Origin of the sequence: Pseudomonas sp. D4-21, from assembly GCF_051132125.1 — a bacterium.
Taxonomy (GTDB): domain Bacteria; phylum Pseudomonadota; class Gammaproteobacteria; order Pseudomonadales; family Pseudomonadaceae; genus Aquipseudomonas.
The window spans coordinates 5,142,124-5,161,427 of record NZ_CP071664.1 but is presented as its reverse complement, the minus strand read 5'-3'; the positions used below and the strand labels follow the sequence as shown (position 1 = coordinate 5,161,427).

The window sequence follows — 19,304 nt, the reverse complement described above, 5'->3', positions numbered from 1 at the left end:
ATAAGGAAAAGGATGCCATGAACGCTCACATCCGCTGGTTCCAACGCATCATCTGGATCGGCATCGTCATGAACATGGTCTTCGCGATCCCGGCGCTGTTCGCGCCGGCGTTGCTGACGTCCATGCTTGGCCTGCCGCCCGTGCTGTCCGATCCCTGGTTGGAGAACACCGGCATGTTGCTGGTGGGGATCAGCCTGTTCTACATGCCTTCGGGCTTCAACGCGCCGCGTTTCGTGGTGCATTCGTGGTTGTGCGTGCTGTCGCGGCTGGTGGCGGTGGTGTTCTGGATCTACCTGATCAACACCAACAACCAGGGCTCGTTGTTCGTGCCGATGTTGATGGGCGACCTGAGCATGTTCCTGATCCTGGGCGTGCTGCTTTACCTGGGCAGCCCGGTGGCCAACCGTCCGCTGGCCTTGCTCCAGGCCGGTTGGCGCGAGTGGCGCGCCGGCTGGGCGCTGCGCTGGCAGAGCCACGCGTTCAGGGTCGGCACGTTGGTGGTGGTCTTGTTGTTGGGTTTCATCGGCTACCAGACCTGGTCCCAGATGATCCGGGAAGTGCCGCAACCGGACTTTGCATCCGATGAAGATCACTACAAATACGCCGCCATCGGCCTGGGCATCGAGGCGCGGATTCCCTATTACCTGTTCGCCGTGCTGCCGCAGATGTGTCCGGAAAAAATGCCCAAGCCAGGCGGCTACGAGGTGTTCGGTTTTCTCTATGAAAATGGCAACGACCTGCCCATCGGCATGGCCAAGCGGCAGCTCGGCTACCCCACCGTGGAGCCGAACTGCGCCCTGTGCCATACCGGTTCGTATCGGGCCAATGCCTCCGATGTCGCGGTGCCCGTCGCCGCCGCGCCGGCCAATACCCTGCAACTGCAAGCCTTCCAATGGTTCGCCTACGAGTGTGCCAGCGACCCGAAATTCACCCCCGACGCCGTCATGGCGGCGATCAACGGCAAGTTCCAGCTGGGCTTTTTCGAAAAGCTCTACAACCGCTACCTGATCATCCCAATGGCAAAAAGCGCGTTGCTCAAGCAGAAGCAGGCCTATGCCTGGCAGAAGCTGCGTCCGGCCCAGGGGCCAGGGCGGACCGACACCTTCAACCCGACCAAGATGGTGGTCTTTGGCTTCCCGGATGACTCCACCATCGGCACCGTGGACTTGCCCCAGGTGTGGAACCAGAAACCTCGCGAGTCCATGTACCTGCACTGGGACGGCAATAACAACAAGATCCACGAACGCAACTACGCCGCCGCCATGGCCGTGGGCGCGACGCCGGGATCGGTACTGCCGCCTAGTTTCAACCGCGTGACCAACTGGCTGCTTGGCCACAAGGCGCCGGCGTGGCCGTTCGCCCTGGACCAAGGGAAAGTTGCCCAGGGCAAGCCGATCTGGGATCAAAACTGCGCCGGTTGCCACGATTTCGGGCGCAGCGATACCGGGCAAGTCACCACCAATATCGACCAGTTGGGCACCGATCCCCATCGCCTGAACTCCTTTACCACCGGCCTGGTGAGCGCGTTCCACGGCTTCAAGAAACCACCGTTCGACTTTGGCGCCTACCGCAAGACCCAGAGCTACAGCAACACGCCCACCGACGGCATCTGGTTGCGTGCGCCGTACCTGCACAACGGTTCGGTGCCGACCTTGTGGGATTTGCTGCAAGCGCCGGAGCAGCGTCCGCAAGTCTTTTACACCGGCTCCGATATCTACGACCAGGAGAAGGTCGGCTTCATCACCAGCGGCGCGCAGATGAAGGCGTCGGCCGATTTCAAATACGACACCCGCCTGGAAGGCAATCACAACGGCGGTCACCTGTATGGCACGCAACTGTCGGACGTCGACAAGCGGGCCCTGATCGAATTCATGAAGACCCTGTAGCCCAGGGCACAACGAAGGAGCGTCCACATGTCATTACTGCATCATTGGGAACATGAGTTCGACAAGGTCAAGGTCCGCCTGCATGGGTTGGTCACGCGGCTGGAAATGTCCTGGAAAAAACTCGTCAACGATCTTGAACCGGAGGAATTCCAGGCCATCGTCAAGTTGCTGCAGCGAGGCCATGACCAGGCCCGGCACGTCATCGATCACGGCGATCTGCCGGACGATGAGCCGGCCGTGCCCTGGGAGCTCGCTCATGGCTTGTCGATCCTGAAGATCGGCAATGCCAGCGCCTTGCCGCAAAGCGAAGACGAACTGCGCACCCGAGTACTCAAGGACGGCACCTTGCTGGGATGCCGCAAATGGGAATTGCTGGACCTGCTGTGGAGCGAGGCGCTGCTCAAATGGATTGAAAACCTGCGCCACCACGCGACGTTCGCCACCACCCCGGCGCTGGTGAAAATGGACAACGACGTGGTGCTCGCCATCGCAGGCGACTGGGGCACCGGGCCGTTCGACAGTCACGCACCCGCGGTGGCCGTCGCCAACCAGATGCAACTGGCCCAGGCTGACTTCACCATCCACCTGGGCGATGTCTACTACGCCGGCACGCATTCCCAGGAAGATGTCGACATGGCCGGGTGGCCGCAGGGCAAGCATGGGTCGTTCACCCTCAACTCCAACCATGAGATGTACAGCGGCGCCCATGGCTACTTCAAGGAGCTGGCGTCGCGTTTTCCGGTGCAACAGGGCACCAGTTATTTCGCCTTGTACAACGACGACTGGCTGGTGGTCGGGCTCGACAGTGCCTACGCTTCGGACGCAATGAACCTGTACATGGACGGCACCCTCAACACCCAGCAGATCGAGTGGATGAAAACCCTGCCCAAGCGCAAGAAGCTCATGGTGCTCAGTCATCACCAAGGCTTCGATATTTCAGGGCACAACAAGACCGCGCTTTATCAACCGGTCTGCGACGCCCTGGGGCGCGAGCCGGATTATTGGTATTGGGGCCATTTGCACAATGGCATCTGTTACGCACCCCAAGGTGGGCTGCATGCGCGCTGCGCCGGGCACGGGGCGATTCCCTATGGCACCACCAGCGAGTTGAACGGGCATGCCCGGGTGCTATGGTCGGAAACTGAACTGGCGGGGGACGAGACGTATCCGGAGCGGGTGTTGAATGGGTATGTGAAGGTTCAGCTAAAGGGGGAGGAGATTGTCGAGACGTTTTATGGGGAGGATGGCAGTGTGCGGTGGTCTTCCAGGTAGTCGGTGAATGTCAGGCCGCTATCGCGACCAGGCTCGCTCCCACAAGGGTTCTGTGTCGGTCACAGAACCTGTGGGAGCGAGCTTGCTCCGGGCGGCGATCCAACGATGCTTCTGACTTAGCCCTGGACCGGAACGCCCTTGAGGTACGGCGCAGGTTCGGCCCCCAGGTTGTTGAGCAGGCGCTCGCTGTACCAATCCACGAAATTCACCACGCCGAACTCGTAGGTCTTGGAGTACGGGCCCGGTTGGTAGGCGGTGGAGTTGATGCCGCGCTGGTTTTCCTCGGCCAGGCGACGGTCCTGGTCGTTGGTGGCGTCCCAGACCTGGCGCATGCGCTCTACGTCGTAGTCGACGCCTTCGACCGCGTCCTTGTGCACCAGCCACTTGGTGGTGACCATGGTTTCCTGGGCGCTGATCGGCCACACGGTGAACACGATGATGTGGTCGCCCATGCAGTGGTTCCACGAGTGCGGCAGGTGCAGGATGCGCATCGAGCCCAGGTCCGGATTCTTGATGCGGCCCATCAGCTTGGCGCAGCCTTGCTTGCCGTCCATGGTCATCGACACGGTGCCCTTGAGCAGCGGCATGCGCACGATGCGGTTGCGCAGGCCGAAGCTGGCGTGGGCGTAAGGGATCTTCTCGGCTTCCCAGGCGGCGGCGGAAGCGGCCACGTGGTCCTTGAACGCCTGGTCGGCGCGTGGGTCGGTGACGTCGTCCCATTCCAGCAAGGTTTTTAGCAGTTCAGGGTGCGAGGCGTTGCAGTGGTAGCACTCGCGGTTGTTCTCCAGCACCAGTTTCCAGTTGGCCTTTTCCATCAAGGTGGTTTGCACCGCCACCTTGGTGTTCTCCATGTCGTAGGGTTCCATGTAGTGGTTCAGGGTCGACAGGAAATCATCGATGGCCGGTGGGTTCTCGGCCAGGCTGATGAAGATGTAGCCGCCGGCGGTCTTCACGTTCACCGGCTTGAGGCCGTACTGCTTCATGTCGAAGTCGGCACCCATCTCGGTGCCGGCGAACAGCAGGCGACCGTCCAGTTCGTAGGTCCACTGGTGGTAATGGCAGACCAGTTTGGCGACCTTGCCCTTGTCGCTGGTGCACAGCCGCGAACCACGGTGGCGGCAGACGTTATGGAAGGCATGCACCACGCCCTCGGCGCCGCGAATCACAATGATCGGGTTCTTGCCGATCTGCAGCGTCAGGTAGTTGCCCTTGGCCGGGATTTCGCAGGTCATGCCGGCGATCAACCATTCCTTCTGGAAAATTTCCTGCATGTCGATATCGAACAAGCGCTCATCGGAGTAGAACGGCTGCGGCAGCGAAAAGGTGCGCTCGCGCTCTTGCAGCATCTGCGCGGTGGCCTTGCGTGCGGGTTCCAGCGGATCGCCCAGGCTCAGGGTGGTGGTGACGTCCATCGTTTTGTCCTCATGGTCCTCTACGAGACCATCAAAAAAGTGGCTGATCGGTTGTGCTACGCAAGGCAGAAATTTGTGATTGTCTGTTGGGGCGAGTGTGGGGCCGCGCAGGGGCGCAACCTTATCCATGGGCGACATGGCCCAATCTGTTCCCGACGCGCAAGCCCCGGTAGTTGGGGGCTGGTCGCGATAAGTATGTGAATGTCGCAGATAGGTAAATGGCGGTACAGGCGCCTAAGCACAATCGCCATCATTAAGGCCGACAGTCGGCCGTGGAGATCAGCATGTCCAATAATTTCCTGAACCCGGTCACCACCCAGACCTGGGCCAATGGCCGACATATCGTTCGTTGCGTCAAAGTCATCCAGGAAACCTGGGATGTGCGCACATTCTGTTTCATGGCCGACCAGCCGATCATGTTCTTTTTCAAGCCCGGGCAATTTGTCACCCTGGAGCTGGAAATCGAAGGCCAGCCGATCATGCGTTCCTACACCATTTCCAGTTCGCCGTCGGTGCCCTACAGCTTCTCGGTGACCATCAAGCGCGTGCCGGGGGGCAAGGTTTCCAACTGGCTGCACGATACGCTGCACGAGGGCCAGGAACTGGCGGTGCACGGGCCGGTGGGGCTGTTCAACGCCATCGATTTCCCGAGTCCGAAAGTGCTTTACCTCAGCGGTGGCGTGGGAATTACGCCGTGCATGTCCATGGCGCGTTGGTTCTACGATACCAACGCCAACGTCGACATGACCTTCGTCCACAGCGCTCGCTCGCCCAAGGACATCATCTACCACCGCGAGCTGGAGCACATGGCGTCGCGGATCGACAACTTCAGCTTGCACCTGATTTGCGAAAAACATGGCCTGGGCGAGCCGTGGGCCGGGTACCGCGGATACTTGAATCACAAGATGCTGGAATTGATGGTGCCCGATTTCCTCGAGCGCGAAGTGTTCTGCTGCGGCCCGACGCCGTACATGAGTGCGGTCAAGCGCCTGCTGGAAGCCGCCGGCTACGACATGAAGCGTTATCACGAGGAATCCTTTGGCGCCACGCCACCGGAAGCCCGCGCCGATGCGGTGGAACAGGCCGAACAGGCCGCTGACGCACCGGAAGTTGACCAGGCGGACCTGCACCAAGTGGAATTCGTCGCCTCCGGCAAGAGCATCGGCGTAGCACCGGGCGAAACCGTCCACGCGGCCGCCGCCAAGCTCGGCCTGATGATCCCCAAGGCTTGTGGCATGGGCATCTGCGGCACTTGCAAGGTGTTGAAGCTGGGCGGGGAAGTGGAGATGGAGCACAACGGCGGGATCACCGAGGACGACGAGGCCGAGGGTTATATCCTGTCGTGCTGCAGCGTGCCGAAGGGGGATGTGCGGATCGAGTTTTAAATCGCGGCGGGCCCTCTGTGGCGAGGGAGCTTGCTCCCGCTCGGCTGCGCAGCAGTCGTCATCTGGTAGGTGGGGACTACCTGATAGACCGCATGGGGCTGCTGCGCAGCCCAGCGGGAGCGAGCTCCCTCGCCACAAAAGCTCAAAAAGCCTGAAGCGATGGGTCGTTGCTTCAGGCGGCCATCACTTCCCGAATATCCGCCGCCAATTCCCGCACCCGCGCCTCTTCTGTATCCCACGAGCACATGAAGCGTGCGCCGCCCTTGCCGATGAAGGTGTAGAAGCGCCAGCCCTTGGCCGTCAGCGCGGCGATAGCCGGCTCCGAGAGTTGCAGGAACACCCCGTTGGCCTGGACCGGGAACATCAGTTCCACGCCCTCGATGTCGCTGACCAGCTCCGCCAGCAATTGCGCGCAGCGGTTGGCGTGGCGGGCGTGCTTGAGCCAGGCGTCGTTTTGCAGCAGGCCGACCCAGGGCGCGGACAGGAAGCGCATTTTCGACGCCAGTTGCCCGGCCTGTTTGCAGCGGTAGTCGAAGTCTTCGGCCAGGTCGTGGTTGAAGAACAGAATTGCTTCGCCCACCGCCATGCCGTTTTTCGTCCCGCCGAAGCACAACACGTCCACGCCGGCCTTCCAGGTCAGGTCGGCCGGGGTGCAGCCGAGGAAGGCGCAGGCGTTGGAGAATCGCGCGCCGTCCATGTGCAGGTTCAGGCCCAGCTCCTTGCAGGTGACGCTGATGGCGCGGATTTCCTCCGGCGTGTAGACACTGCCCACTTCCGTGGCCTGGGTCAGGGTCACGACGCGCGGCTTGGGGTAGTGGATATCCTGGCGCTTGAGGGCGACCTCGCGGATCGAGTCGGGCGTCAGCTTGCCGTTCTCGGTGCGTGCCACCAGCAGCTTGGAGCCGTTGGAGAAGAATTCCGGCGCGCCACATTCGTCGGTCTCGACGTGGGCGGTTTCCGAGCAGATCACGCTGTGATAACTCTGGCACAGTGAGGACAGCGCCAAGGAGTTGGCCGCCGTGCCGTTGAACGCGAAGAACACTTCGCAGTCGGTTTCGAACAAGGCACGGAAATCATCCGCCGCGCGATGGGTCCACTCGTCGTCGCCGTAGGCGCGCTGGTGGCCCTGGTTGGCTTCTTCCATGGCCGCCCAGGCTTCAGGGCAGATGCCGGAATAGTTGTCGCTGGCAAATTGTTGACTCTTGTCGGTCATGGCCGTGCTCCTTGATTAGAGAGTCCTGGGTAAGAGATCCCTGGCGGAATTCCCGGATGGGGGTTCCTTGGTCCGGCGTGCTTGAGTGCGCAACGCCGTGGTCTATGTTGGTGCGCACTTTACCCAAGATTAGCGGGGGAACATACGGGATGTTTCTGTCAGAAAATCACAAAGCCCCAGGGCCGCGACGCACATGAGTCGACGCGACGGCGCCCTGGACCTGCTCAAGTGGCTGGCACTGTTGTCGATGGTCCTCGATCATCTGCGATATGTCGGTTTTTCCGTCGATTGGCTGTATGTGCCGGGGCGGTTGGCGTTTCCGTGGTTCTGCCTGGCGATGGCGGCAAACCTGGCGCGCAGCGGCGGCGCCGCCGGCACCGATGCGTGGCGCTACCTGGGCTGGCTGTTGCTGTTCAGCGCCGTCAGCGAAATTCCCTACCGCTTGTTCATTCCCGCCCCCGCCACCTTGAATGTCATGCCTACGTTGGTGCTTGGGTTATTGGTAGCGCGTTGTTGGCAGACGCCCACCTTGGAAGCGCGATGCCTGGCCGCGATGGCGTTGCTGCTGGCGGCGCTGTTTTCGTCGCGGTTGATGTTTGGCTTCTATGGGGTGCTGCTGCCACTGGCGACATTGCTGGCGTTCAAGCGCTCGCTGTTTCTGGCCTTGCTGCCGGGACTGGTGTGCGTGGCGGCCAATCAATGGCGGGTGCTGTATGGCGCCGCGTGGCTGGGGGATGCGGTGGCGTTGTGGGGGTTGGTGGCTTGCCTGATCGCGCCAGGGCTGGGCCTGGTGCTTTTGCGACACGCGGGTCGTTTTCATCCGGTGCCGATGCGACGTTGGGCCTATCTGCTCTATCCCGCGCACTTTCTGCTGTTGCTCGCGGTTCGCCAAGCCTTTGCATGACCCTTGTTCTCTCACCACAAGGGAAGGTGTTCGATTCCATTTGATCCCATGTCGTAAACGCACCTTTGCGTGGCGTCCATAGGCATTTGACCTGCCTGCGCCGGCCATACCATCGCATCCAAAGGGCACGACCGAAACGGTCCGTGCCTCACCGAGACGAAAGGCGCACCGCCGCCGCTGGGAGAGACGCGATGTTCAGCAAGCAAGACCAAATCCAAGGCTACGATGATGCACTGCTGGCGGCGATGAATGCCGAGGAGCAACGCCAGGAAGACCACATCGAACTGATCGCGTCCGAGAACTACACCAGCAAGCGTGTGATGCAGGCCCAGGGCAGCGGCTTGACCAACAAATACGCCGAAGGCTATCCGGGCAAGCGCTACTACGGTGGCTGCGAGCACGTCGACAAGGTCGAGGCCCTGGCCATCGAGCGCGCCAAGCAGTTGTTCGGCGCCGATTACGCCAACGTCCAGCCCCACTCCGGTTCGTCGGCCAACAGCGCCGTCTACCTGGCCCTGCTGCAAGCCGGTGACACCATCCTGGGCATGAGCCTGGCCCACGGCGGTCACCTGACTCACGGTGCGAAAGTGTCGTCCTCAGGCAAACTCTACAACGCGGTGCAATACGGCATCGACACCACCACCGGCCTGATCGACTACGACGAAGTCGAGCGCCTGGCGGTCGAGTGCAAGCCGAAGATGATCGTTGCCGGTTTCTCTGCCTACTCCAAGACCCTGGATTTTCCACGCTTCCGCCAGATCGCCGACAAGGTCGGTGCGCTGCTGTTCGTCGACATGGCCCACGTCGCTGGCCTGGTTGCCGCCGGCCTGTACCCAAACCCACTGCCGTACGCCGACGTGGTCACCACCACCACCCACAAGACCCTGCGCGGTCCCCGTGGCGGTCTGATCCTGGCCAAGTCCAACGAAGAAATCGAGAAGAAGCTCAACGCCGCGGTATTCCCCGGCGCCCAGGGCGGCCCGCTGATGCACGTGATCGCCGGCAAGGCCGTGTGCTTCAAGGAGGCCCTGGAACCAGGTTTCAAGGCCTATCAACAGCAAGTGATCGAAAACGCCCAGGCCATGGCTGGCGTGTTCATCAAGCGTGGCTACGATGTGGTATCCGGCGGCACCGATAATCACCTGTTCCTGGTCAGCCTGATTCGCCAGGGCCTGACGGGCAAGGACGCCGACGCCGCCCTGGGCCGCGCCCACATCACCGTCAACAAGAACGCCGTGCCGAACGACCCGCAATCGCCGTTCGTGACCTCGGGCCTGCGTATCGGTACCCCGGCGGTGACCACGCGCGGTTTCAAGGTCAGCCAGTGCGTCACGCTGGCCGGTTGGATCTGCGACATCCTCGACAACCTCGGCGATGCCGATGTCGAGGCCAATGTCGCGCAGCAAGTGGCGGCCCTGTGCGCGGACTTCCCGGTTTATCGCTGAGTCGGTTTTGGAGTAAATGACTATGCAACGCTATTCGGGCTTCGGCCTCTTCAAACACTCACTCAGCCACCATGAAAACTGGCAGCGGATGTGGCGCACGCCGACGCCGAAAAAGGTTTATGACGTGGTCATCGTCGGCGGTGGCGGGCATGGCCTGGCGACCGCCTACTACCTGGCCAAGGAGCACGGCATCACCAACGTGGCCGTGGTCGAGAAGGGCTGGCTGGGCGGCGGTAACACCGCGCGCAACACCACCATCGTGCGCTCCAACTACCTGTGGGACGAGTCGGCCCACCTGTACGAACATGCGATGAAACTCTGGGAAGGCCTGTCCCAGGACCTGAACTACAACGTGATGTTTTCCCAGCGTGGCGTCTACAACCTGTGCCATACCCTGCAGGACATCCGTGATTCCGAGCGTCGCGTCAGCGCCAACCGCCTCAACGGCGTGGACGGCGAGCTGCTCAACGCCAAGCAAGTGGCCGACGAAATCCCATACCTGGATTGCTCGAAAAACACCCGCTACCCGGTGATGGGCGCCACCGTCCAGCGTCGCGGCGGCGTGGCCCGTCACGATGCCGTGGCCTGGGGCTTTGCCCGGGCGGCGGACGCGTTGGGCGTGGACCTGATCCAGCAGACCGAAGTGATCGGTTTCCGCAAGGAAAACGGCGTGTGCATCGGCGTCGAAACCAACAAGGGCTTCATCGGCGCCAAGCGCGTCGGCGTGGTGACCGCCGGTAACTCCGGGCATATGGCCAAGCTCGCGGGCTTCCGCCTGCCGGTTGAGTCCCATCCATTGCAAGCGTTGGTATCGGAGCCGATCAAGCCGATCATCGACAGCGTGATCATGTCCAACGCCGTACACGGCTACATCAGCCAGTCCGACAAGGGCGACCTGGTGATCGGCGCCGGTATCGACGGCTACAACGGCTACGGCCAGCGTGGTTCGTACCCGGTGATCGAGCACACCATCCAGGCCATCGTCGAAATGTTCCCGGTGCTCTCGCGGGTGCGCATGAACCGCCAGTGGGGCGGCATCGTCGACACCACCCCGGACGCCTGCCCGATCATCTCCAAGACCCCGGTGCCGAACATGTTCTTCAACTGCGGTTGGGGCACCGGTGGTTTCAAGGCCACACCTGGCTCGGGCAACGTGTTTGCCGCAAGCCTGGCCAAGGGTGAAATGCACCCGCTGGCCGCGCCGTTTTCCATCGACCGTTTCCACAACGGCGCACTCATTGACGAACACGGCGCTGCTGCCGTCGCCCACTAACAGGAGAAATCCCCATGTTGCACATCTTCTGTCCTCACTGCGGCGAACTGCGCTCCGAAGAGGAATTCCATGCATCCGGCCAGGCGCATATCCCGCGTCCACTGGACCCGAACGCCTGCACCGACGAAGAGTGGGGCGACTACATGTTCTTCCGCGACAACCCTCGCGGCCTGCATCACGAGTTGTGGATCCATGCCGCCGGTTGCCGCCAGTACTTCAACGCGACCCGTGACACCGTGACCTACGAAATTCTCGAAACCTACAAGATCGGTCAAAAGCCGCAATTCACCGACAAGGCTGACAGTCCGAAAGCGGCCGCGCAGGCTCTGGGAGAGAAGGTATGAGCCAGATCAATCGCCTGTCCAACGGCGGACGGATCGACCGTAACAAAGTGCTGAGCTTCACCTTCAACGGCCAGACCTACAAAGGCTTCGAGGGCGACTCCCTGGCCGCCGCGCTGCTGGCCAACGGGGTCGACATCATCGGTCGCAGCTTCAAGTATTCCCGTCCGCGCGGCATTTTCGCCGCCGGCGCCGAAGAGCCGAACGCGGTGCTGCAGATCGGTGCCACCGAAGCCACCCAGATTCCGAACGTAAGGGCAACGCAACAAGCGCTGTACCAAGGCCTGGTCGCCACCAGCACCAACGGCTGGCCGAACGTGAACAACGACATGATGGGGATCCTCGGCAAGGTCGGCGGCAAGCTGATGCCGCCGGGCTTCTACTACAAAACCTTCATGTACCCGCAATCGTTCTGGATGACCTACGAGAAGTACATCCGCAAGGCCGCAGGGTTGGGTCGCTCGCCGACCGAGAACGATCCGGACACCTACGACTACATGAACCGTCACTGCGACGTGCTGATCGTCGGCGCCGGCCCTGCTGGTCTGGCCGCCGCACTGGCCGCGGCCCGCAGCGGTGCGCGCGTGATCCTGGCTGACGAGCAGGAAGAGTTCGGTGGCAGCCTGCTCGATTCCCGCGAGAGTCTGGACGGCAAGCCGGCGACCGAGTGGGTCGCTGCCGCGGTGGCTGAACTGCGCTCGATGCCGGAAGTGGTGTTGCTGCCTCGCGCCACGGTGAACGGCTACCACGACCATAACTTCCTGACCATCCATGAGCGCCTCACCGATCACCTGGGTGATCGCGCTCCGATCGGCCAGGTTCGCCAGCGCATCAACCGGGTCCGCGCCAAGCGCGTGGTGCTGGCGACCGGCGCCTGCGAGCGGCCATTGGTCTACGGCAACAACGACGTGCCGGGCAACATGCTGGCTGGCGCGGTTTCTACTTACATCCGCCGCTACGGCGTGGCGCCGGGCAAGAAACTGGTCCTGAGCACCAACAATGACCACGCCTATCGCGTGGCCCTGGACTGGTTCGACGCCGGCCTGCAAGTGGTTGCCGTGGCCGATGCCCGCAGCAACCCACGTGGCGCACTGGTGGAAGAAGCCCGCGCCAAGGGCATCCGCATCCTTACCGGCAGCGCCGTGATTGAAGCCCGTGGCAGCAAGCGCGTCACCGGGGCACGGGTTGCCGCGATCGATGTGCGCGCCCATACAGTCACCAGCCCCGGCGAATGGCTGGACTGCGACCTGGTGGCGAGCTCCGGCGGCTACAGCCCGGTGGTCCACCTGGCTTCGCACCTGGGCGGCAAGCCGATCTGGCGTGAAGACATCCTCGGTTTCGTACCGGGCGAAGCTCCGCAGAAACGGGTGTGCGTCGGCGGTGTAAATGGCGTGTACAGCCTCGGCGATAGCTTGGCCGACGGTTTCGAAGGCGGCGTGCGCGCGGCCAGCGAAGCGGGTTTCAAGGCAGTGGAGGGCGTGTTGCCCAAAGCCCTGAGCCGTCACGAAGAACCGACCCTGGCGCTGTTCCAGGTGCCCCACGAAAAAACCACCGCTCGGGCGCCGAAGCAATTCGTCGACCTGCAAAACGACGTCACCGCCGCCGCCATCGAACTCGCCACCCGCGAAGGCTTCGAGTCGGTGGAACACGTCAAGCGTTACACCGCCCTGGGCTTCGGCACTGACCAAGGCAAGCTGGGCAACGTCAACGGCCTGGCCATCGCGGCCCGTTCGCTGAACGTGAGCATCCCGCAGATGGGCACCACCATGTTCCGTCCGAACTACACGCCGGTGACTTTCGGCGCGGTGGCCGGCCGTCACTGCGGGCACATTTTCGAGCCGGTGCGCTTCACCGCGCTGCATGCCTGGCATGTAAAAAACGGTGCTGAGTTCGAAGACGTCGGCCAATGGAAGCGCCCTTGGTACTTCCCGAAGAACGGCGAAGACATGCACGCCGCAGTCAAGCGCGAATGCAAGGCCGTGCGCGACAGCGTCGGCCTGCTGGACGCCTCGACCCTGGGCAAGATCGATATCCAGGGCCCGGATGCCCGTGAGTTCCTCAACCGCATCTACACCAATGCCTGGACCAAGCTCGACGTGGGCAAGGCCCGCTACGGCCTGATGTGCAAGGAAGACGGCATGGTCTTCGACGACGGCGTGACAGCCTGTCTGGCGGACAACCATTTCCTGATGACCACCACCACTGGCGGCGCGGCTCGTGTGCTGCAATGGCTGGAGATCTACCAGCAGACCGAATGGCCGGACTTGAAGGTGTACTTCACCTCGGTCACCGACCACTGGGCAACCATGACCCTGTCGGGGCCCAACAGCCGCAAGCTGCTGAGCGAAGTCACCGACATCGACCTGGACAAGGACGGCTTCCCGTTCATGACCTGGAAGGAAGGCCTGGTGGGCGGCGTGCCGGCGCGGGTGTTCCGTATCTCGTTCACCGGTGAGCTGTCATACGAGATCAACGTGCAGGCCGACTACGCCATGGGTGTGCTCGAGCAGATCGTCGAGGCCGGCAAGAAATACAACCTGACCCCGTACGGCACCGAGACCATGCACGTCTTGCGGGCTGAGAAAGGCTTCATCATCGTCGGTCAGGACACCGACGGTTCGATGACCCCGGACGACCTGAACATGGGCTGGTGCGTCGGCCGCACCAAGCCGTTCTCTTGGATCGGCTGGCGCGGGATGAATCGCGAAGATTGCGTGCGCGAAAATCGCAAGCAACTGGTGGGGCTCAAGCCGATCGACCCGAATGTCTGGCTGCCGGAAGGCGCCCAGCTGGTGTTCAACCCCAAGCAGGCGATCCCGATGTCGATGGTCGGCCACGTCACCTCCAGCTATGCGCATAACTCTCTGGGTTATTCGTTTGCGATGGGTGTGGTCAAGGGTGGCTTGAAGCGCCTGGGCGAGCGGGTGTTCGCGCCATTGGCCGACGGCCGGGTGATCGAGGCAGAGATCGTTTCTTCGGTGTTCTTCGATCCGAAGGGGGATCGGCAGAACATCTGATTGGCTTGAGATCCTGTGGGGCGCAATCGCGAGCAAGCTCGCTCCCACAGTTGATCGCGTAACCCTTGTGGGAGCGAGCTTGCTCGCGATGACGGCCTGAAGGTCGCCACAAGGTTGGCTCAATAGTATTCAGACAGGTGCTCCATATGACCGCAGTCAACGTGTACCAACAACGCCCAACCACCGGGGCCAAGGCCGAGTCGTCGCTGCACCATGCCGACCTCGCAAGCCAGGTGGGCAAGGGTCGCAAGAACGCCGGCGTGACCGTGCGCGAGAAAAAACTCCTGGGCCACCTGACCATTCGTGGCGACGGCCATGACCCAGCGTTCGCCGCTGGCGTGCACAAGGCCCTGGGCCTGGAATTGCCGGCCGCGCTGACCGTCGTCATCAAGGGCGAAACCAGCCTGCAATGGCTCGGCCCGGATGAATGGCTGCTGGTGGTGCCCACCGGCGAGGAGTTCGCCGCCGAGCAAAAGCTGCGTGAAGCCCTCGGCGACCTGCACATCCAGATCGTCAATGTCAGCGGCGGCCAGCAGATCCTCGAACTGTCCGGCCCGAACGTGCGCGACGTGCTGATGAAATCCACCAGCTACGATGTACACCCAAGCAATTTCCCGGTGGGCAAAGCCGTGGGCACGGTGTTCGCCAAGTCGCAACTGGTGATCCGCCATACGGCTGAAGACACCTGGGAACTGGTGATCCGCCGCAGCTTCTCCGACTACTGGTGGCTGTGGTTGCAGGATGCCGCGGCGGAGTATGGGTTGAGCGTGCAGGCGTAAGGATTAAAGCCGACACGGCTTTTGTGGCGAGGGAGCTTGCTCCCGCTGGGGCGCGTAGCGGTCCTCGCTTTTTGGCGGTTGCTACGCACTGGAGCGCCAGCCCGGCCGAGCGGGAGCAAGCTCCCTCGCCACGGGTTTTGTGTCGCTTCGCTAATTTGAACAGGAGTCACCGCAATGAGCCGCGCCCCAGACACATGGATCCTGACTGCCGATTGCCCCAGCGTGCTCGGCACGGTGGACGCGGTGACCCGCTTTCTGTTCGAGCAGGGCTGCTACGTCACCGAACACCACTCGTTCGACGACCGACTCTCGGCGCGCTTCTTCATTCGCGTGGAGTTTCGCCAGCCTGACGGTTTCGATGAGCAGAGTTTCCGCGCCGGCCTGGCCGAGCGTGCCGAAGCCTTTGGCATGGTCTTCGAACTGACCCCGCCCAACTATCGACCCAAAGTGGTGATCATGGTCTCCAAGGCCGATCACTGCCTCAACGACTTGCTCTACCGCCAGCGCATCGGCCAGTTGTCGATGGACGTAGTGGCCGTGGTGTCCAACCACCCAGACCTCAAGCCGTTGGCCGACTGGCACCAGATTCCCTACTACCATTTCCCCCTTGACCCGAACGACAAACCGGCCCAGGAGCGGCAGGTGTGGCAGGTGATCGAAGACACCGGCGCCGAACTGGTGATCCTCGCCCGCTACATGCAAGTGCTGTCGCCAGAGTTGTGCCGCAAGCTTGATGGCAAGGCGATCAACATCCATCACTCGTTGCTGCCGGGGTTCAAGGGTGCCAAGCCGTATCACCAGGCCTACAACAAAGGCGTGAAGCTGGTGGGCGCCACGGCGCATTACATCAACAACGATCTGGACGAAGGGCCGATCATTGCCCAAGGCGTGGAAGTGGTGGACCACAGCCACTACCCCGAAGATTTGATTGCCAAGGGCAGGGATATCGAAGGGCTCACCTTGGCCCGGGCGGTGGGGTATCACATTGAGCGAAGGGTGTTCTTGAACGCCAATCGCACGGTTGTTCTTTAGATTTTTTTGGGCCGCTTCGCAACCCATTCGCGAGCAGGCTCGCTCCCACAGGATCCGTGTCGTTCTACAGATCCTGCTGACACCCACGATCCACTGTGGGAGCGAGCCTGCTCGCGAAGAGGCCCTTACAGACAACACAGAAACAAGCCACAAGCACCAACCCGAGCAATCAACGCGCTGCCTGCCTGGGCAGCGCAGTTTCATAAAAACAACAGCGAGGTGAAAGCATGTCCGGTAATCGTGGTGTCGTGTATCTCGGCAACGGCAAGGTCGAAGTACAGAAAATCGACTATCCCAAAATGCAGGACCCGCGCGGCAGGAAGATCGAGCACGGCGTCATCCTGCGCGTAGTCTCCACCAACATCTGCGGCTCCGACCAACATATGGTGCGCGGTCGTACCACCGCCCAGACCGGGCTGGTCCTGGGCCATGAGATCACCGGTGAAGTGATCGAGAAGGGCAGCGACGTCGAGAACCTGAAAATCGGCGACCTGGTATCGGTACCGTTCAACGTGGCCTGCGGGCGCTGCCGTTCCTGCAAGGAAATGCACACCGGCGTCTGCCTGACCGTCAACCCGGCCCGTGCCGGCGGTGCCTACGGTTACGTCGACATGGGCGACTGGACCGGCGGCCAAGCCGAATACGTGCTGGTGCCGTACGCCGATTTCAACCTGCTGAAACTGCCGGATCGTGACAAGGCCATGGAGAAAATCCGTGACCTGACCTGCCTGTCCGACATCCTGCCCACCGGCTACCACGGCGCCGTCACCGCCGGCGTTGGCCCGGGCAGCACCGTCTACATCGCCGGTGCCGGTCCGGTTGGCCTGGCGGCCGCTGCGTCCGCTCGCCTGTTGGGCGCGGCCGTGGTCATCATCGGCGACGTGAATCCGGTCCGCCTGGCCCACGCCAAGGCCCAGGGCTTCGAAATTGCCGACCTGTCCCAGGACACTCCGCTGCATGAGCAGATCGCCGCGCTGCTGGGCGAGCCTGAAGTCGACTGCGCGGTCGACGCTGTAGGCTTCGAAGCTCGCGGCCATGGCCATGACGGCGTCAAGCACGAAGCCCCGGCCACCGTGCTCAACTCATTGATGGGCGTGGTCCGCGTCGCTGGCAAGATCGGCATCCCCGGCCTGTACGTCACCGAAGACCCGGGCGCGGTCGATGCCGCAGCGAAAATGGGCAGTCTGAGCATCCGCTTCGGCTTGGGCTGGGCTAAATCCCACAGCTTCCACACCGGCCAGACCCCGGTGATGAAATACAATCGCCAACTGATGCAGGCGATCATGTGGGACCGTATCAACATTGCCGAAATCGTGGGTGTGCAGGTCATCAGCCTGGACGACGCGCCGAAGGGGTATGGCGAGTTCGATGCGGGCGTGCCGAAGAAGTTTGTGATCGATCCGCACAAGTTGTTCAGCGCGGCGTAAGGTTGTAGGCAAGACGGAAAAAGGGCGGCAGTGGTGTCGCCCTTTTTATTCAGGACCCTGCGGTGTCAGGACCCGTTCGCAGAATTCGGGATAAAATCCCCGGGCACTGGGGCCACGGCAATATTCCTGGGCCCGGGTCAAGGCCTCGCGACTGAACACCATGCTTTGCGGCATGCTGGCAAAGGTCACGTAGCCGCCCTGTTGCGTCTTGATTGCGTCAAAACCCGGCATGTCGTAAACCAGTTCCACATCATCATCGACAAGCATCCGCGCCTTGATCGTGACGTGTGTGTATTGCTTGGCGCCGGGCGCGTTGTTGAGTGCGGCCAGGCCATGCCCAACCACGCGCAACATGTGCTCCACCCACGGTTCTGACGCCTGCGTGGCAGCGTCTGGACGGTAGAGGACGGTCAAGGATTGCTGGTTGCGGATGACTTCGGTAAGGGCCGGGTCCGAGCGTTTGATGCGATGTTCGATGGTCAGCCATGCCTTCTGCTCGTCACTGAGGTTGTCGGCAAGATCCGGATTCAAAGGGCCACGCTGGCATTCATTGACGCCCAGGACAATCAGCATGCCGGTCAGGATGACTGCGAGGGTGGCGCCACCGATTTGTACATTCATGAGCAAGCTCTGGTAAGAAGATACCGCACTTTACGGTAACCCCAGCGGGAATGGCAGAGCAGGTTTGGAGTAGCGAAACTCGGACTACGTACCTGACCTTAATCAAAGCTGACTTGAAAATAATCGGCATTGATGAGTTGGCACTCGTTAACATCCTGGCTTTTACAGTTATTGTTTATCCACGGCGAAAAGGTGGGTTCTTGAACGTGCGGATATTGCATGACCAGATTCATATCGCCATATCGGCATGTGATGGTGGTACGAATGGCAAGTTCTTCTTCGTCCTCGCTCTCTTCTTGCTGTACATACTCCGCGCCTTCGAATAACAGTTTTCTCGGGTTGACCAAATCCACGAGGTTTTCGCTCCGCCATTCGAACTCATCGTGCCCTTCGACAAAATAAACATCTTCTACCGCCTCGATGTTTCTGTGTATGTCCGTGGCCGCGGGGCAGGTTATTTCGCCAGCGTTAACCTGGCCAATAACCCCTAGCAATACCCCCACGCCGCCGGCTCGTATCTTAAACATGTCGCGCCTCCTGGCTCGGCCCATGGCTATTCTTACGGCTGTTTCCAGGTCGGGCTACTGTCAGAGTTGACAGTCCTTTATGTCAATCCGCAATTATGTATAGATATATATCGGCTCACTGCTCTAGCGTGAGATAAATACAAAAGAAATTGGAAGTTTCGGAGTTTGCTGTAGGAAGTTTCTCTGTTATGTAGAAACTTGTGAGCGATAGAAAAGCTATTCTTCAGCGGCGGCCAGCCTGGCTTTCCCGCAGTGCGGCTGGCGCAGGTGTTTGATGAAGGTGGCGACCTCGAAAATCCGCCACGGACTCATCAAAATCTGAGACTGAAATAATCGCTGCTGTTCCGAAATTGGCAAGCACGGGTGCCGAGGCTTGTGCAATGACCGTTCAATCCCGGTGTAAGGTAGTCAAGGGTAAGTTTCGTCTCGCAGTGCTGGTAGATCACGCTGACCTGTTGATATTCGTCAGGTTCCTGGATCGCGAATTCCGCTTCGTCGAATTGTAGTGACGCAGGGTTGAGCTCTTGCACGATGGTTTGGCTCTGCCAGTCAGGAGCATCCTGGATATTGACAGTTGCAGTGTCGTCCTGGAGTTGTGTCAAGGCCGGACAAGAAGCTTCTCCAGCCTGAACATGGCCGATTATCAGCAGCATCATTCCCGCGCCGCCTCCAATGAAATATCGCATGTGCATGTCTCCAATTTAATTCTCGGCGACATCGTTACGGCTGTGTCCGGTGAGGGCTACTGTCAACCCTGACAGTTTTTTATC

The 19,304-nt window shown here is 61.2% G+C and carries 16 protein-coding genes; 11 read left to right on the top strand and 5 right to left on the bottom strand.

Going from position 1 to position 19,304, the window contains the following annotated elements; translation table 11 throughout:
* The first annotated feature begins 17 nt into the window (after positions 1–17).
* A complete protein-coding gene (locus J3Q04_RS23335) occupies positions 18–1,886 on the top strand; it encodes a hypothetical protein (protein WP_434609128.1) in 1,869 nt (622 codons plus the stop codon).
* A gap of 27 nt (positions 1,887–1,913) precedes the next feature.
* On the top strand, positions 1,914–3,158 hold the full coding sequence (locus J3Q04_RS23330; protein WP_434609130.1) for a metallophosphoesterase: 1,245 nt from the start codon (positions 1,914–1,916) through the stop codon (positions 3,156–3,158).
* A 116-nt stretch (positions 3,159–3,274) separates the two neighbouring features.
* Here J3Q04_RS23330 and gbcA read toward each other — a convergent pair whose 3' ends face one another.
* Positions 3,275–4,570 (bottom strand): glycine-betaine demethylase subunit GbcA, encoded by a 1,296-nt coding sequence (gbcA, locus tag J3Q04_RS23325; RefSeq protein WP_434561915.1) that lies wholly within the window; start codon positions 4,568–4,570, stop codon positions 3,275–3,277.
* Between the two features lie 284 nt (positions 4,571–4,854).
* On the opposite strand from gbcA, the gene gbcB reads away from it, so the two are divergent.
* Complete coding sequence (gbcB, locus tag J3Q04_RS23320) at positions 4,855–5,955, top strand: glycine-betaine demethylase subunit GbcB (protein WP_434561917.1); 1,101 nt, start codon at positions 4,855–4,857, stop codon at positions 5,953–5,955.
* A gap of 172 nt (positions 5,956–6,127) precedes the next feature.
* On the opposite strand, the gene J3Q04_RS23315 is transcribed toward gbcB, so the two are convergent.
* Positions 6,128–7,168, bottom strand: a complete 1,041-nt coding sequence (locus tag J3Q04_RS23315; RefSeq protein ID WP_434561919.1) for a low specificity L-threonine aldolase — start codon at positions 7,166–7,168, stop codon at positions 6,128–6,130.
* Between the two features lie 193 nt (positions 7,169–7,361).
* Between J3Q04_RS23315 and J3Q04_RS23310 the strand changes: the two genes are divergently transcribed.
* The 8 genes from J3Q04_RS23310 (at position 7,362) to fdhA (ending at position 17,386) form a co-directional block, all read left to right on the top strand.
* A complete protein-coding gene (locus J3Q04_RS23310; RefSeq protein ID WP_420764938.1) occupies positions 7,362–8,072 on the top strand; it encodes a TraX family protein in 711 nt (236 codons plus the stop codon).
* A gap of 191 nt (positions 8,073–8,263) precedes the next feature.
* Positions 8,264–9,517 carry a serine hydroxymethyltransferase gene (gene glyA, locus J3Q04_RS23305; RefSeq protein ID WP_420764937.1) on the top strand — a complete coding sequence of 418 codons (1,254 nt, stop codon included), beginning with the start codon at positions 8,264–8,266 and terminating at the stop codon, positions 9,515–9,517.
* A 22-nt stretch (positions 9,518–9,539) separates the two neighbouring features.
* Complete coding sequence (locus tag J3Q04_RS23300; RefSeq protein ID WP_030139293.1) at positions 9,540–10,790, top strand: sarcosine oxidase subunit beta; 1,251 nt, start codon at positions 9,540–9,542, stop codon at positions 10,788–10,790.
* 14 nt (positions 10,791–10,804) lie between these two features.
* Positions 10,805–11,134, top strand: a complete 330-nt coding sequence (locus J3Q04_RS23295) for a sarcosine oxidase subunit delta (protein WP_434561923.1) — start codon at positions 10,805–10,807, stop codon at positions 11,132–11,134.
* Positions 11,131–14,148 carry a sarcosine oxidase subunit alpha gene (locus tag J3Q04_RS23290; protein ID WP_420764935.1) on the top strand — a complete coding sequence of 1,006 codons (3,018 nt, stop codon included), beginning with the start codon at positions 11,131–11,133 and terminating at the stop codon, positions 14,146–14,148. The genes J3Q04_RS23295 and J3Q04_RS23290 overlap by 4 nt, the downstream gene beginning before the upstream one ends.
* 146 nt (positions 14,149–14,294) lie before the next feature.
* Positions 14,295–14,927, top strand: a complete 633-nt coding sequence (locus J3Q04_RS23285; RefSeq protein ID WP_420764934.1) for a sarcosine oxidase subunit gamma — start codon at positions 14,295–14,297, stop codon at positions 14,925–14,927.
* A gap of 174 nt (positions 14,928–15,101) precedes the next feature.
* Positions 15,102–15,959: a formyltetrahydrofolate deformylase gene (purU, locus tag J3Q04_RS23280; protein ID WP_420764933.1), complete on the top strand. Its 858-nt coding sequence runs from the start codon at positions 15,102–15,104 to the stop codon at positions 15,957–15,959.
* A gap of 227 nt (positions 15,960–16,186) precedes the next feature.
* Positions 16,187–17,386 carry a formaldehyde dehydrogenase, glutathione-independent gene (gene fdhA, locus J3Q04_RS23275; protein ID WP_039590652.1) on the top strand — a complete coding sequence of 400 codons (1,200 nt, stop codon included), beginning with the start codon at positions 16,187–16,189 and terminating at the stop codon, positions 17,384–17,386.
* A 45-nt stretch (positions 17,387–17,431) separates the two neighbouring features.
* On the opposite strand, the gene J3Q04_RS23270 is transcribed toward fdhA, so the two are convergent.
* The 3 genes from J3Q04_RS23270 to J3Q04_RS23260 form a co-directional block, all read right to left on the bottom strand.
* Positions 17,432–18,007, bottom strand: coding sequence for a hypothetical protein (locus tag J3Q04_RS23270; protein ID WP_434609135.1), 576 nt, complete (start codon positions 18,005–18,007; stop codon positions 17,432–17,434).
* A 98-nt stretch (positions 18,008–18,105) separates the two neighbouring features.
* On the bottom strand, positions 18,106–18,534 hold the full coding sequence (locus tag J3Q04_RS23265; protein WP_434609138.1) for a DUF3757 domain-containing protein: 429 nt from the start codon (positions 18,532–18,534) through the stop codon (positions 18,106–18,108).
* 311 nt (positions 18,535–18,845) lie between these two features.
* Positions 18,846–19,220 (bottom strand): hypothetical protein, encoded by a 375-nt coding sequence (locus J3Q04_RS23260; protein ID WP_434609140.1) that lies wholly within the window; start codon positions 19,218–19,220, stop codon positions 18,846–18,848.
* Between the last annotated feature and the right edge of the window lie 84 nt (positions 19,221–19,304).

Excerpts from the sequence above, each read along its gene's own strand:
- glyA (WP_420764937.1), top strand. The coding sequence starts at position 8,264 with ATGTTCAGCAAGCAAGACCAAATCCAAGGCTACGATGATGCACTGCTG.
- J3Q04_RS23260 (WP_434609140.1), bottom strand. The coding sequence starts at position 19,220 with ATGCGATATTTCATTGGAGGCGGCGCGGGAATGATGCTGCTGATAATC.
- J3Q04_RS23265 (WP_434609138.1), bottom strand. The coding sequence starts at position 18,534 with ATGTTTAAGATACGAGCCGGCGGCGTGGGGGTATTGCTAGGGGTTATT.
- purU (WP_420764933.1), top strand. The coding sequence starts at position 15,102 with ATGAGCCGCGCCCCAGACACATGGATCCTGACTGCCGATTGCCCCAGC.
- fdhA (WP_039590652.1), top strand. The coding sequence starts at position 16,187 with ATGTCCGGTAATCGTGGTGTCGTGTATCTCGGCAACGGCAAGGTCGAA.
- gbcB (WP_434561917.1), top strand. The coding sequence starts at position 4,855 with ATGTCCAATAATTTCCTGAACCCGGTCACCACCCAGACCTGGGCCAAT.
- J3Q04_RS23330 (WP_434609130.1), top strand. The coding sequence starts at position 1,914 with ATGTCATTACTGCATCATTGGGAACATGAGTTCGACAAGGTCAAGGTC.
- J3Q04_RS23315 (WP_434561919.1), bottom strand. The coding sequence starts at position 7,168 with ATGACCGACAAGAGTCAACAATTTGCCAGCGACAACTATTCCGGCATC.
- J3Q04_RS23300 (WP_030139293.1), top strand. The coding sequence starts at position 9,540 with ATGCAACGCTATTCGGGCTTCGGCCTCTTCAAACACTCACTCAGCCAC.
- J3Q04_RS23270 (WP_434609135.1), bottom strand. The coding sequence starts at position 18,007 with ATGAATGTACAAATCGGTGGCGCCACCCTCGCAGTCATCCTGACCGGC.
- J3Q04_RS23295 (WP_434561923.1), top strand. The coding sequence starts at position 10,805 with ATGTTGCACATCTTCTGTCCTCACTGCGGCGAACTGCGCTCCGAAGAG.
- gbcA (WP_434561915.1), bottom strand. The coding sequence starts at position 4,570 with ATGGACGTCACCACCACCCTGAGCCTGGGCGATCCGCTGGAACCCGCA.
- J3Q04_RS23335 (WP_434609128.1), top strand. The coding sequence starts at position 18 with ATGAACGCTCACATCCGCTGGTTCCAACGCATCATCTGGATCGGCATC.
- J3Q04_RS23310 (WP_420764938.1), top strand. The coding sequence starts at position 7,362 with ATGAGTCGACGCGACGGCGCCCTGGACCTGCTCAAGTGGCTGGCACTG.
- J3Q04_RS23290 (WP_420764935.1), top strand. The coding sequence starts at position 11,131 with ATGAGCCAGATCAATCGCCTGTCCAACGGCGGACGGATCGACCGTAAC.
- J3Q04_RS23285 (WP_420764934.1), top strand. The coding sequence starts at position 14,295 with ATGACCGCAGTCAACGTGTACCAACAACGCCCAACCACCGGGGCCAAG.